At 53.0% G+C, this 12,143-nt stretch carries 12 protein-coding genes and 1 pseudogene; 7 read left to right on the forward strand and 6 right to left on the reverse strand.

Annotated elements, in window-relative coordinates:
- Positions 1 to 158: 158 nt before the first annotated feature.
- Positions 159 to 2,045 carry a S8 family peptidase gene (locus CWE14_RS05280; protein ID WP_126798444.1) on the forward strand — a complete coding sequence of 629 codons (1,887 nt, stop codon included), beginning with the start codon at positions 159 to 161 and terminating at the stop codon, positions 2,043 to 2,045.
- A gap of 77 nt (positions 2,046 to 2,122) precedes the next feature.
- Here the strand turns inward: CWE14_RS05280 and CWE14_RS05285 are convergent, their stop codons facing one another.
- Positions 2,123 to 2,755, reverse strand: a complete 633-nt coding sequence (locus tag CWE14_RS05285; protein WP_241972331.1) for a hypothetical protein — start codon at positions 2,753 to 2,755, stop codon at positions 2,123 to 2,125.
- Positions 2,756 to 2,944: 189 nt separating this feature from the next.
- Between CWE14_RS05285 and CWE14_RS05290 the strand changes: the two genes are divergently transcribed.
- Genes CWE14_RS05290 through CWE14_RS05300 form a run of 3 tightly spaced genes read left to right on the forward strand, consistent with a single transcriptional unit; the run spans position 2,945 to position 5,529 of the window.
- On the forward strand, positions 2,945 to 3,910 hold the full coding sequence (locus CWE14_RS05290; protein ID WP_126798445.1) for a PLP-dependent cysteine synthase family protein: 966 nt from the start codon (positions 2,945 to 2,947) through the stop codon (positions 3,908 to 3,910).
- A gap of 9 nt (positions 3,911 to 3,919) precedes the next feature.
- Complete coding sequence (locus CWE14_RS05295; protein ID WP_126798446.1) at positions 3,920 to 5,092, forward strand: cystathionine gamma-synthase; 1,173 nt, start codon at positions 3,920 to 3,922, stop codon at positions 5,090 to 5,092.
- The gene (locus CWE14_RS05300) at positions 5,092 to 5,529 is read left to right on the forward strand and encodes a VOC family protein (protein ID WP_126798447.1); all 438 of its coding nucleotides are present in this window, start codon (positions 5,092 to 5,094) and stop codon (positions 5,527 to 5,529) included. The genes CWE14_RS05295 and CWE14_RS05300 overlap by 1 nt, the downstream gene beginning before the upstream one ends.
- On the opposite strand, the gene CWE14_RS05305 is transcribed toward CWE14_RS05300, so the two are convergent.
- From CWE14_RS05305 to CWE14_RS05320, 4 genes are all read right to left on the reverse strand, one after another.
- A complete protein-coding gene (locus tag CWE14_RS05305) occupies positions 5,526 to 5,852 on the reverse strand; it encodes an ArsR/SmtB family transcription factor (RefSeq protein ID WP_126798448.1) in 327 nt (108 codons plus the stop codon). The genes CWE14_RS05300 and CWE14_RS05305 overlap by 4 nt on opposite strands.
- A 53-nt stretch (positions 5,853 to 5,905) precedes the next feature.
- The gene (locus tag CWE14_RS05310; RefSeq protein WP_126798449.1) at positions 5,906 to 6,535 is read right to left on the reverse strand and encodes an SRPBCC family protein; all 630 of its coding nucleotides are present in this window, start codon (positions 6,533 to 6,535) and stop codon (positions 5,906 to 5,908) included.
- A gap of 170 nt (positions 6,536 to 6,705) precedes the next feature.
- Positions 6,706 to 7,812, reverse strand: a complete 1,107-nt coding sequence (locus tag CWE14_RS05315) for an alanine racemase (protein ID WP_126798450.1) — start codon at positions 7,810 to 7,812, stop codon at positions 6,706 to 6,708.
- Positions 7,809 to 8,798: a threonine ammonia-lyase gene (locus tag CWE14_RS05320; RefSeq protein WP_126798451.1), complete on the reverse strand. Its 990-nt coding sequence runs from the start codon at positions 8,796 to 8,798 to the stop codon at positions 7,809 to 7,811. The genes CWE14_RS05315 and CWE14_RS05320 overlap by 4 nt, the downstream gene beginning before the upstream one ends.
- A gap of 94 nt (positions 8,799 to 8,892) precedes the next feature.
- On the opposite strand from CWE14_RS05320, the pseudogene CWE14_RS05325 reads away from it, so the two are divergent.
- A pseudogene (locus CWE14_RS05325) lies at positions 8,893 to 9,493 on the forward strand (YhgN family NAAT transporter).
- Positions 9,490 to 10,107, forward strand: coding sequence for a YjaG family protein (locus tag CWE14_RS05330; RefSeq protein ID WP_126798453.1), 618 nt, complete (start codon positions 9,490 to 9,492; stop codon positions 10,105 to 10,107). The pseudogene CWE14_RS05325 and the gene CWE14_RS05330 overlap by 4 nt, the downstream one beginning before the upstream one ends.
- Here CWE14_RS05330 and rsmD read toward each other — a convergent pair.
- Positions 10,097 to 10,708, reverse strand: a complete 612-nt coding sequence (gene rsmD / locus CWE14_RS05335; protein WP_126798454.1) for a 16S rRNA (guanine(966)-N(2))-methyltransferase RsmD — start codon at positions 10,706 to 10,708, stop codon at positions 10,097 to 10,099. The genes CWE14_RS05330 and rsmD overlap by 11 nt on opposite strands.
- A 130-nt stretch (positions 10,709 to 10,838) precedes the next feature.
- On the opposite strand from rsmD, the gene ftsY reads away from it, so the two are divergent.
- Complete coding sequence (ftsY, locus tag CWE14_RS05340; protein WP_126798455.1) at positions 10,839 to 12,062, forward strand: signal recognition particle-docking protein FtsY; 1,224 nt, start codon at positions 10,839 to 10,841, stop codon at positions 12,060 to 12,062.
- Positions 12,063 to 12,143: the final 81 nt, after the last annotated feature.

Raw genomic sequence — 12,143 nt, forward strand, 5'->3', positions numbered from 1 at the left:
TCTTTTTGTAAACATTGTTAAAATAACGTTTTTAATTTGTTAAGGTTTTTGTGGGCTAGCCGTTTTGGGTGATGTTTAGATCCTTATCAGACCCGCAGTAATCAGAACTACGGGGCTCATTTGAGCCGATTTCTTTTCTAAAACAAAAAGAAAACGTTATGCAAAAAGTTATAAACACAAAATTAAGCGTGCTAGGTTTAGCACTAGTTTCTTCCTTTGGTCTCGGCGCCGTTCAGGCGAATGAACTAACTCAAACTGAGATCGCTCGTCCAGCTCCTCCGGGACAGGTTAAAGAGGTTAACCGCGGTGGTGCAGGACAAAGCGGGCAGAGTCGCACTTCATTGCGTCAGAACGGGCCCGAACTCAGTTTTATTATCCGCTTCAAAGAAGAAAAAGATCCTGACGTAATGGCGAAAGTTAATGGCAACCCGAGCCAACGGGGCGCGTTAATGCAAGCTCGGGCTCAGCAGATGTCTCAGCTGAGTGGTCAGGAAATCAGTTATGTACGTAGTATGGGCCTGGCGCGTACTCACGTATTCCGTGCGGTCGATGCTGTTGGTGGTTCCGCCCAGTCGTTGCACCCAACTTCACGGCGCAATGTTCGTCGTATGATGGAAGTTCTGGCTAGTGACCCAAGTGTTGAGCTGGTTGAAGAAAACCGCTTTCATCATCCGCAAAACGCGCCGAACGACCCGCAATATAATCAGCAGTGGCATTATTACGAGTCGGTTGGCGGTGCCAATACCGAAGGTGCCTGGTCACAGGGTATTACTGGACAAGGCGTGGTCGTAGCGGTACTGGATACCGGTTATCGCCCGCACACTGATCTGGCAGGCAACCTGTTACCGGGTTACGACATGATCAGTGACCCTTTCATAGGCAACGACGGTGATGGCCGTGACAACGATGCCAGTGACCCGGGCGACTGGGTCAGCGCTGGCGCTTGTGGAGGTGGCCGACCAGCCCAGGATCAGGATTCAAGCTGGCATGGAACCCATGTCGCGGGCACCATCGCGGCGGTTTCTAATAACGGTCAGGGTGTCGCCGGTGTCGCTTACGACGCTCAGGTTGTTCCGGTTCGTGTATTAGGCCGTTGTGGTGGTACCACCGCCGATATCGCGGATGGTATTTTATGGGCGTCTGGCGCTAGTGTCCCTGGCACGACCGCGAATCAGAACCCGGCTGATGTTATCAACATGAGTCTTGGCGGGCAGGGCAGCTGCCAGTCGGTTACCCAAAGTGCAATTAACACGGCGCGCAGCAACGGCTCGACGGTGGTGATTGCCTCAGGTAACAGCGACTCAAACGCGGATAACTTCAGCCCGGGCAACTGCTCAGGCGTGGTGAATGTTGCCTCCACCAACCGTGATGGTGGCCGTGCTTACTACTCTAACTACGGCTCGTCTGTGACACTGGCGGCTCCAGGCGGGGCTCAGAGTTTCGCAAACGACCCTGAAGGCGTATTGTCTACTTATAACTCGGGTTCTACGACACCTGGCAGTGACAGCTATCGTTTCAGTCAGGGTACGTCCATGGCTGCTCCGCATGTTGCTGGTGTTGCCGCGCTGGTAAAACAGGCACTGCCTTCAGCTACCCCAGATCAGGTTGCGCAAATCTTGACCGACAGTGCACGTAGCTTTCCTGCGTCGTGCAGCGGTTGCGGGGCGGGCATTCTGGATGCTGGTGCAGCAGTCCAATTGGCGTTAGGCGATGGCGGCGACAACGGTGGTGGTGACGATACCGGAGGTGGCGGCAGCGTCGATAACCTTAGCGCTGCGACCGGCGAATGGAACCGATTCACCATCGATGTTCCATCTGGTATGAGTACCTTTACGGTCGAAATATCTGGTGGCTCGGGCGATGCTGACCTATACGTTCGTAAAGCCGGGTCACCGACCCTGCAGAACTGGGATTGTCGCCCGTATCTTGCCGGTAACAATGAAATCTGCACCATCGATAACCCGCAGGCTGGCACCTGGTATTTAGGTGTGCATGCTTATCAGGCTTATTCTGGCGTAGATTTGGAAGCTAACTATCAGCCATGATCTAATCAGTGCTGAATAAAAAAACCGGCCGTCACTTTATTAAGTGCGGCCGGTTTCTTATTTGTACGGCGAGAATCTTACTGGCGATAATCGTAGTTATCCTGCCAACCCCATGGTGCTGGTGGCGCTTCAACCGGTTGTGACAGGTCGACATCGACCTGGAACTCGCGTCCGTCACGCACTAAGCGGTAGCGTAGTGTATTTTCGTCTGGTAGCTCAAGCCACCAGGTATTGCGGATAGAAGCAGTCGACCCCAGTTCGGCAAACAGTTGCTTACTGTATTCATCGGCCGGGAATGATTGTGAGGTCGCGGTGCCGGGGCTAAAGGTTTCGCCCCCGTACATGGTCAGCGGGTCATGGCTGCCATCTTCCTCTCGGTGATCGTGTTTTAATTCCAGCCCACTTTGAGTGCGGGTAAGTACCCAGGTTCGCGAACGGTCTTCGCCAACGTGAAGTGGGATACGAATCCGTTCTTCATTGCATTCACGTAATTCGATGACAATGTCACTGGCGATCCATGTTGCATCCTGTTCTTCGTCTCCTTCTGTGACTTCGCCTGCATAGGCATTGCCACAATGTGCCAACAGGCTATCAAAGAACTGGTCCTGAGGGGGCTCGTCAGCAGTCGTACACGCGGCCAGCGCGAGTAGCGCTGAGCCACCGAGAAGAGCGCGTGTTAAGCGAGAAGAAGCAAAAGTACTAAGTTGCATTCAGGTTTCCTTATTTATAAGCATCGTGTAAACAGAATTGTCCGCGAATTGCGATTTGTCTCAGTCTAGCTACATTTGAACGCACATAAAAGACATAGCTGATAACCAGTTGGCATAGACGCTGCCATAGATACTGGTCTTCAGCTTTAGTATCATACCCACTCACCCAGCACCACAGGCAGATTCACTATGAACGTATATGCAAATGCACTGGAAATGATCGGCAACACGCCAATGTTACGCGTTAGCAATCTTGATACAGGCCCTTGCGAGTTGTATTTGAAACTTGAAATTCAGAACCCTGGCTTGTCGATTAAAGACCGTATCGCCGTGAGCATGATTGAAGCAGCCGAAGCAGAAGGCAAGCTGAAGCCAGGCGATACCATTGTCGAAGCGACTGCTGGTAATACCGGTCTGGGATTAGCGCTGGTTGCGATGCAAAAGGGCTACAAGCTGGTTATCGTGCTGCCGGACAAAATGAGCCGTGAGAAGTTACACAACCTTTTAGCGATGGGCGCTGAAGTTATTGAAACACGCTCGGACGTTAATAAAGGCCATCCGGAATACTATCAGGATATGGCCCAGCGGATTGCTAAAGAACGCAATGCGTATTACGTCAACCAGTTTGCCAACCAGGCGAACGTGAAGGCCCATTACACCACCACAGGCCCGGAAATGTGGCAGCAGCTGGACGGTAAGCTGGATGCCTTTGTGTGTGGCGTCGGTTCTGGCGGAACATTAAGTGGCGTCGGCAAATACCTGCGTGAGCAAAATGCCAATGTCGATCTGGTGCTGGCTGACCCGGACGGTTCAATTCTGGCGCCGCTGGTCAATGAAGGCAAAGAAGTTGAGCCGGGCAGTTGGCTGATCGAAGGCATTGGTGAAGATTTTATTCCCGACACCTGTGATATCAGTCTGGCGAATAAAGCCTATGCTATCAGCGACAAAGAGTCGTTTCAGACCGCGCGTGATGTATTGTCCAAAGAAGGCATCTTGGTCGGTTCATCCAGCGGTACATTAATTGCCGCAGCGTTGCGTTACTGTCGTGAACAGACCGAAGCAAAACGCGTAGTGACCCTGGCGTGCGATACCGGTAGCCGCTATTTATCGAAGCTGTTTAATGATGACTGGCTAGCCGAGCAGAAACTGGATTAAGAGGTAGTTATGAGCAATAAAAAAGATTTAGCATTTTCAACCCGTACTATTCATGGCGGGCAAGCGCCTGATCCAACCACCGGCGCAGTGATGCCGCCGATTGTGACCAGTTCAACCTATTTGCAGGACAGCCCGGGTGTACATAAAGGGTTTGAATATTCGCGCTCTCACAACCCGACCCGCTTTGCCTATGAGCGAGCAGTAGCGAACCTTGAAGGTGGTAGCCAGGGGCTGGCGTTTGGGTCAGGTATGGCGGCTACGTCAACCATTCTCGAGTTGCTCGACAGTGGTGACCATGTGGTGGCAATGGACGATTTATACGGCGGTAGCTTCCGTTTATTTGATAAGGTCCGAGGACGTTCTGCAGGGCTTGAGTTCTCCTACGTTGACCTGGCCGATCTGGAGCAGGTTAAAACCTCATTCACTGATAAAACACGCATGCTGTGGATTGAAACACCCAGCAACCCGATGCTGAAATTAGTGGATATTGAAGCGGTTACCAAAGCAGCGAAAGCGCACAACCCGGATATGATTGTGGTCGTTGACAACACTTTTGCGACCCCATTCAACCAACGCCCGCTTGAGTTCGGCGCCGATATTGTGATGCATTCAGCGACTAAGTACATCAATGGTCATTCTGATATGGTTGGCGGCATCGTCGTAGTGGGCGACAACGCCGATCTGGCTGAGCGCATGGTGTTCTTACAGAACGCGGTTGGCGCGATTGCCGGGCCTTTTGACAGCTACCTTGCTCTGCGTGGGGTTAAAACACTGGCGCTGCGGATGAAACAGCACAACGAAAGCGGTCTCAAAATCGCGCAGTGGCTGGAACAACACCCACGGGTGCGCAAAGTGGTGCATCCAGGCCTTGAAAGTCATCCTCAGCATGAGTTAGCGGCACAACAGATGTCTGGTTTTGGCGGCATGATTTCAATTTTCCTGGACGGTGACATTGAGAGTGCGCGGCGTTTCCTGAAGGCTGTTGAGATTTTTGCGTTAGCGGAAAGTCTGGGTGGGGTTGAGAGTTTAATTGAGCACCCTGCAATTATGACCCATGCATCTATTCCTGCGGAAAATCGTGAAAAGCTCGGTATCCACGATAATTTCGTGCGTATTTCTGTCGGCATTGAAGACACCGATGATCTGATTGCAGATCTCGAGCAAGCGCTGGAGGCCATGTAATGGCTCACCAGCAGCAGACCGGGATACCACCATTTCATCTGGCGATTCCGGTTGATGACCTGGACAAAGCGCGCGAGTTTTACGGCACGCTCTTAGGTTGTGAAGAAGGCCGAAGTTCCGCGCAGTGGATAGACTGGAACTTTTTTGGCCACCAACTGGTAACCCATGTAGCGCCAGATCGTATTCTGCCACCAGCACACAACGCTGTGGATGGTCACAATGTGCCAGTGCCACATTTTGGCGCGGTGCTGGAAATGGATGTATGGCAGGCACTGGCGGATAAAGTGAAGACGGCGGGTATCGAATTCGTTATCGAACCCTATGTGCGCTTTAAAGGTAAGCCGGGTGAGCAGGCAACGATGTTTTTCTACGACCCGGCGGGCAATGCAATGGAATTCAAAGCGTTCGCTGATATTAATCAGCTGTTTGCCAGTTAATCGCGTTGCTTTTTGCCTCTGGCAATTTCGGTCTCCAGTGCGCTGAGCCGGGGTTCCCAGAAGGTTCGAAAACGATCCAGCCAGGCATCTACTTGCTGCAAAGGTGCTGCTTGCACTGAGTAGATGCGCCTGGCTCCATCGATACGGGCGTTAGCGAAACCGGTTTCACGGAGCACCCGAAGGTGCTGGGATACCGCCGCCTGAGTAATACCGAACTCACTCTGAATGACCAAAACAATATCGCCTGATTTGTGCTCGCTTTTAGCGAGCAGCTCCAGTATGCGACGACGAACGGGGTCGCCCAGTACATCGAAAGCGTGCATCTGACAATCCTCTTTATTTTTATCTACGTGCTTTCACCTGACTATTCACCTGACTATTCACCTGAATAGAACGCCGCTGTTTTTTCGGCCGCCTGCCTTGCTTCCTGCTCATCGTCACCCGCTTCAACAGCAGCCTCGCCCCAGTTCTGACTTAATGCCGCGATAAAAGCCCGACCGTCTGCAGTCTTTGCTAAAGCCTCTTCATCAAAACGTTCGCCACCCTCAGACTCAAGGTGAACCGCCAGCCCGACTAAACCGAGATCCCAGCCAACGCCTGTGGCACCAGGTCCATAGGTCGGCCAGAACTCCTCGTCAAGCGGGCAGATATGAACCAGTTTAAGATGTGAGGACTGCTCGTCCTGGGGGGTAAGCGTCACCTCTACCCAGCTCACACCGCCACCAAACTCCCAGGTCAACGCTAACGAACGCGGCGCTGTGCATTCGGTGATAGTGCCACCGGCATTGCCTTCCAGTTGATAGTGGCCACCCTGTTTCAGCTCACCGCTAACCGGCAAAAACCAGCGTGGAAGTCGTTCCGGGTTGGTAATAGCATCCCAGAGATCCTCAATAGTCGTTTTAAAGTCCCGCTCCAGGGTGACGCCCCGGGCGGGTTCACCATTTCGCTCTAACACAGCCACGGAATGCGTAACCTTACCCAAATAAGCACCAAAATCAACGGACATATCATGCTCCTTATCAAGTTAGTATTTATATAAGTCCATACTTATATGAACGAATTTAGTGGTTCTGTCAAGGACGCACGGGAAAAAACGTAAATCGTCACGCGACAGTGACGAGATCGACCCGGAGTGAGTGATTGAGGGCTGAATAGTGGTGAGCAAACAAAGGACGCTTACCGCGTCCCCTGAATAATCATAAAGTCGTGCATAGCGGCCATCGTCAGGCAGGAGTGAGCAGGGGCGATGACTAACAGGTCACCGAGTCTGGTTTGCTCGATTAGTGCTGGTGGCATGCGCACCTTGCCATGCTCCTGTGACAGGCCATGCACGAACGCACCATCGACGGGCTTGCCATGCCAGCCATGCTCACTTATCTGCATGACCTGGCCATAACAGGGCCGCCCTTCATAGCGGTCTTTACTGAGCAAATAATCTTTACTTAAATGCACAGCCCCGGCATGGACGACGACTTCATTGCGCTCCGGGTAGCGGGCGATAACCGGGCAGGCCAGGGTTAGTGCAATGTCATCCCAGTCGCAGGCACCAATGTGTTGTTGCTGTAAGTCATAAAACACATAATTCCCGGGGCGGATCTCATCTACCCCGGGAAAGCTTTGCATGCGGCTGCAAGTCGGCGTGTCGCCAGCGGATACGAAAAGCTGGCTTTGTGCCGGTTCGGCAATATGGGCTTTGACTTCAGCTAAGCGTTGCAGACTTTCTTCATGAACTTGCTGAATAGCGCTGTCACCGCTTGCCTGATAGCTGTTGCCGGCGTGCAGCAGCAACCCGACCTGACGAACCTGGGGTAACTGTAGTGCCTGGTTGGCGAGGTCGCTGATTAGGCGCTGTTGCTGCCAGTCTATGCCAGTGCGGCCGTAACCAGCATCGATTTCGATCATCAGGTTCACGTCCTGACTAAGTCGGCGGATGGTATCGAGTGCATCCGCGCTTTCAATGGTCAGAGTTAATGAACAGTTGCCGGCGAGCTGGTTGATGGCGGACAGTTCTCTGGGGTTGAGCGGGATGGCAAGCATGATATCGCGCCAGCCTGCGCTCTCAAATTGCTGTGCCATGCGAACGGATGACACCGCAATGGCATGGGTACCGGCTTCGCGGAACCAGCGGCCTATCTCTACCGACTGGTGCGTCTTAAAATGGGGGCGTAACTGAACACCCGCCTGAATCGCTTTTTGCTGCATACGCTGGATGTTGCGCTGCGCGCGAAACCGGTCGACCAGCACTCGCGGGCCGGTGATGTGTTGCCATTGCAAATGAGTCATGTCAGCTCCTGATAATCGACTGGCCAGGGCAAGCGGCTGAGGTCGACGTTACCACCGCTTATAATCAGCCCGACCCGTTTACCTTTAAATAAATCGGGGTAGCGCAGCACGGCAGCGAGCACGGTAGCCGACGAGGGTTCGACTATGACTTTTAGTTCTTGCCATAGTAAGCGCATCGCCGCGACCACTTCGTCTTCACTGATGCGCAGAATATCGTTGACGTGTTGCTTAATGATGGCGAAGGTCCTGTCGCCGAGGTTGGTCAGCAAACCGTCGCAGATACTATTGGGGCCGCGTGATGGTTCGATAGAGCCGCTTTGCAGCGAGGCCCAGGCATCGTCGACCTGTTCTGGTTCCGCGGCATAAATCGGCAGGCTCTGGCTGTGGGCGACCATGGCGCTTCCACTGAGCAAACCACCGCCGCCAACAGGCGTTATCAGGCAGTCGAGGTCTGCTACGGTTTTAATCAGTTCCAGCGCAGCAGTGCCCTGACCAGCAATGATGTGATCGTGATTGTAGGGCGGTATGAAGGATGCGTCCGGACGCTCCTTCTGCCACTGAGCTATGATCGCCTCGCGTGCCGGCATGCCAGGTTCAATCTCCACCGTGGTTGCGTGGTAGCGGGCAATGTTGGCTTTTTTACTGGCTGGCGCACTGGCGGGCACTGCGACCGTTACCTTGATACCCAATAACTGTCCGGCACAGGCCAGTGCTGCACCGTGGTTGCCTGACGAAACGGTGTACACACCTGCCGCCCGCTGTGCTTTGGTCAGCTGCAGTAACGCATGGCAGGCACCGCGGAATTTAAAGGCACCAGTGCGTTGCAGGTTTTCACACTTAAAAAATAGTGACGCCCCGGTTAGTTCATCTAACTGCGGGCTCTGCAGCACCGGCGTGTGTACAATATAAGGCTCTATCAATTGATGAGCCTGATGAATAGCGCTCAGTTGAAGCGCTTCGGTGCCTGCGACATGTTGCCAGTTCATACGCTAAAAATTCGCCTTTGCTGGTTGGTGAATAACTGACTTCAGAGTACACTATCGACAACCTGTCACGCCAGCCTAAGGACCCACCACGCAGATGGATATACTGACTGCAACCGTTAACTCTGTTATTGATTATGAACCCGCTAGGCAACCTGCCCATCTTCCTGTCGGTGCTGCGTCATGTCGAACAAAAGCGTCGTCGGCTGGTATTAATGCGTGAGCTGCTGTTTGCACTGGCGTTTATGCTGCTATTTTTATGGCTCGGGGCAAGCCTGTTGAGCTGGCTGGGTCTGCGTCAGGAATCGGTGTCAATTGCGGGTGGTATTATTCTGTTTATTATCGCGTTGCGGCTTATTTTTCCACAGCCCGGCGGTGTCTTGGGGCTGCCGGCAGGGGATGAACCTTTTATTGTCCCGCTGGCGATCCCGTTAATTTCCGGACCTTCTTTGCTCGCCGCGTTGATTCTGTTTGCCAACCAGGCGCCTGACCGGATGCTGGACTGGACCGCTGCCAGTGTTATCGCCTGGGGGATTACGGCGACTGTGCTAATGTTCAGCAACGTATTTTTACGGGCCCTGGGTCAACGTGGCTTGAATGCTATTGAACGGCTCATGGGTATGATTCTGGTTATGATTTCAGTGCAAATGTTCCTGGACGGGATTATGGCGTACATGGAGCAGGCGGGGCAGGCATGAGTAAACGTACTACTTTTCAGCAAATCCGTGAGTTACCTTTTCTCCATCAGGCTCTCCTTGCCTGTTACTTAAGTGCGCGGATGCGACCAAACTACGATCTGTTTCATCGCGTCACTGGCTTTGGTGACCCCAAGGTATTGCAGGGTGCGCTGGATGTCGTCTGGCATTGGCTCGGCCATGGTGGCAAAGCGAACTTTGCCCGTTGGCAGGAAAAAATTGATGAGCAAACCCCCAGTGAGCATGGCCATGATTTACTCGGCGTTTACCCGGCAATGGAAGCCTGTGTAGCTATTAGTACCTTGCTGCAGGGTTTGCTGGACAAAGAAGACAAGCCGTTGCTGGACGTAGCGAAAGTTTCCCAGGGTAGTGTCGCTCATTTTCTTGAACTGACTGAAGGGGCTGAAATGAGCCCGGATGACCGTCAGCAAATGCTGCAGGAGCATGAATTGGTTGAGTACGAAATTGCCATGCAACAAGCGATGGTCACCTTTCTTCAAGGTCAGCCTGAGATTACTGCTGACCTGGTTAAGATGGTCCGCAGCATGGTAGAGGACGAAGGCATCAGTAACCTCGGCTTAGCCATCGATACCTTGTCTGAAGCGCCTAGTCGGTAATTGCCTGGGCGTTTTCACGACGCACTCTGAATAAACGGCTATGAACTTGCCCGGCACGCTTTTCGCGGTGCAGATGCCAGGCTGACGGCCAGCTTACGAATGGGTCATTGACTCCGCTTTCGACATAGACCCAGCCGCCGTCGGCGACCAGTTGACGGGTCTCCATTGGTGCAATAATTCGCTGCAGCCAGTCTTTGCCAAACGGCGGGTCAATAAACGCAATATCGATGCTATGGGCTGGTAACTGTTGCAGGCAATGCTCAGCACCCTGGCTATCGATCTGTCCACTCGCTTCAAGCATGGCCAGATTACTAGCTAGCTGCTGACAGGCCGGGCGTTGGGTTTCTGCGAAAGTTACCACCGCCGCACCGCGCGATAGCGCTTCCAGACCAAGACTTCCGGTTCCGGCAAATAAATCCAGTACGTGGGCGTCCTGAAGCTCAAACTGGAGCCAGTTAAACAGGGTTTCTTTTACCCGGTCCGTGGTCGGGCGTAATCCGTCCGCGGCCAACACTGGCAGTTTGCGTCCGCGCCAACGGCCCCCAATAATGCGAATGCTGCCTGTGGCCTGAGTGGAGCGTGCTTTGGGTTTAGCTTTCAATGTCGGGGTACCTGATTGAGATATCTTGGTAAATTGTATCCAAAATCTCACCTCGGTGGCCACTTTTGAGACGTGCGTGTTAGAATTGAACGCAAATTACGCATTTGACGAACTGGATACTTGCTACGCTATGGCTGAAAAACGTTCCCTATTCTCCTCATGGTTCAAAGGTAAGAAAGAGCCTGAACCAACGCCCGATACGCTTGTTAACGACAATCAACCGGAACAGACCGACGCGCAGCCCGCTGCACCAGAAGTGGAGCCGGTGCGCTCAAGCGAAGCCACTGAGGATGCCGCTGTCGCGATGGCAGAGTCTGCCGCGCGCCAGCGGTCGCTTGATCAGACTGCGGTGACTGAACAGGTGCAAACAAAAAATGAACCAGCACCGACTCAGCCGGAGCAAGATAAAAAGAGCTTGTGGAGCCGCTTACGCGAGGGCCTGCGTAAGACATCGTCGAATATCGGTGAAGGCCTGGCCAATGTATTTGTTGGTAAAAAGATTGATGACGAGCTGTTTGAAGATTTAGAAACTCAGCTATTGATGGCCGATGTTGGGGTGGAAACCACCCAAAAGATTATTGATGAGCTGACCGACCATGCCTCGCGCAAGGACCTGAAAGACGCAGAGCGCTTGTTTGACCGGCTGAAAGAATACCTTGAAGAAATCCTTGCGCCGGTTAGTAAACCACTGGTGATTAAGCCGGAAAATGGCCCTATGGTGATTCTGATGGTCGGCGTCAACGGTGTGGGCAAAACCACCACCATTGGTAAGTTGGCGCAACAGTTCAAGAGCGAAGGTAAATCGGTCATGCTGGCGGCAGGCGATACGTTCCGTGCGGCTGCCGTCGAGCAGTTGCAGGTCTGGGGCGAGCGCAACGATATTCCCGTTATTGCGCAACATACCGGGGCCGATAGTGCGTCGGTTATTTATGATGCGGTTGAAGCAGCGCGAGCCCGCGATGTGGACGTGTTGATTGCGGATACCGCCGGACGTTTACAGAATAAAGCCAACCTGATGGAAGAGTTGAAAAAAATTGTCCGCGTGATGAAAAAAGTAGACCCACAGGCGCCGCATGAGATCATGTTGACCCTGGATGCGGGGACAGGTCAGAATGCGATTAGTCAGGCACGCCTTTTTAATGAGGCGGTTGGGGTCACAGGTCTGGTTATGTCCAAGCTGGATGGCACTGCCAAAGGTGGGGTTATTTTTGCATTGGCCGACCAATTTGCGATCCCAATCCGTTATATTGGTGTGGGTGAGCAGCTGGACGACTTGCGTCCGTTTAAAGGTGATGAATTTATTGAGGCACTTTTTGCTGAGGTGAAAACTGCCGATGTGAAGGGCGCTGATTGAAGTCGGCAGGCTTAGCCAGCGCGGCCTGCTCTGACAAGAGCTTACATAACCAAAGCTTACTTTAAGTGAAGCGATACCCAA

This window comes from Aliidiomarina soli, assembly GCF_003986975.1.
Classification (GTDB): domain Bacteria; phylum Pseudomonadota; class Gammaproteobacteria; order Enterobacterales; family Alteromonadaceae; genus Aliidiomarina; species Aliidiomarina soli.

Bases quoted from the DNA above. Each gene is read 5' to 3' on its own strand.
- ftsY (WP_126798455.1), top strand. From the start codon at position 10,839: ATGGCTGAAAAACGTTCCCTATTCTCCTCATGGTTCAAAGGTAAGAAA.
- CWE14_RS05280 (WP_126798444.1), top strand. From the start codon at position 159: ATGCAAAAAGTTATAAACACAAAATTAAGCGTGCTAGGTTTAGCACTA.
- CWE14_RS05320 (WP_126798451.1), bottom strand. From the start codon at position 8,798: ATGAACTGGCAACATGTCGCAGGCACCGAAGCGCTTCAACTGAGCGCT.
- CWE14_RS05310 (WP_126798449.1), bottom strand. From the start codon at position 6,535: ATGTCCGTTGATTTTGGTGCTTATTTGGGTAAGGTTACGCATTCCGTG.
- CWE14_RS05290 (WP_126798445.1), top strand. From the start codon at position 2,945: ATGAACGTATATGCAAATGCACTGGAAATGATCGGCAACACGCCAATG.
- CWE14_RS05295 (WP_126798446.1), top strand. From the start codon at position 3,920: ATGAGCAATAAAAAAGATTTAGCATTTTCAACCCGTACTATTCATGGC.
- CWE14_RS05300 (WP_126798447.1), top strand. From the start codon at position 5,092: ATGGCTCACCAGCAGCAGACCGGGATACCACCATTTCATCTGGCGATT.
- CWE14_RS05330 (WP_126798453.1), top strand. From the start codon at position 9,490: ATGAGTAAACGTACTACTTTTCAGCAAATCCGTGAGTTACCTTTTCTC.
- CWE14_RS05305 (WP_126798448.1), bottom strand. From the start codon at position 5,852: ATGCACGCTTTCGATGTACTGGGCGACCCCGTTCGTCGTCGCATACTG.
- CWE14_RS05285 (WP_241972331.1), bottom strand. From the start codon at position 2,755: ATGCAACTTAGTACTTTTGCTTCTTCTCGCTTAACACGCGCTCTTCTC.
- CWE14_RS05315 (WP_126798450.1), bottom strand. From the start codon at position 7,812: ATGACTCATTTGCAATGGCAACACATCACCGGCCCGCGAGTGCTGGTC.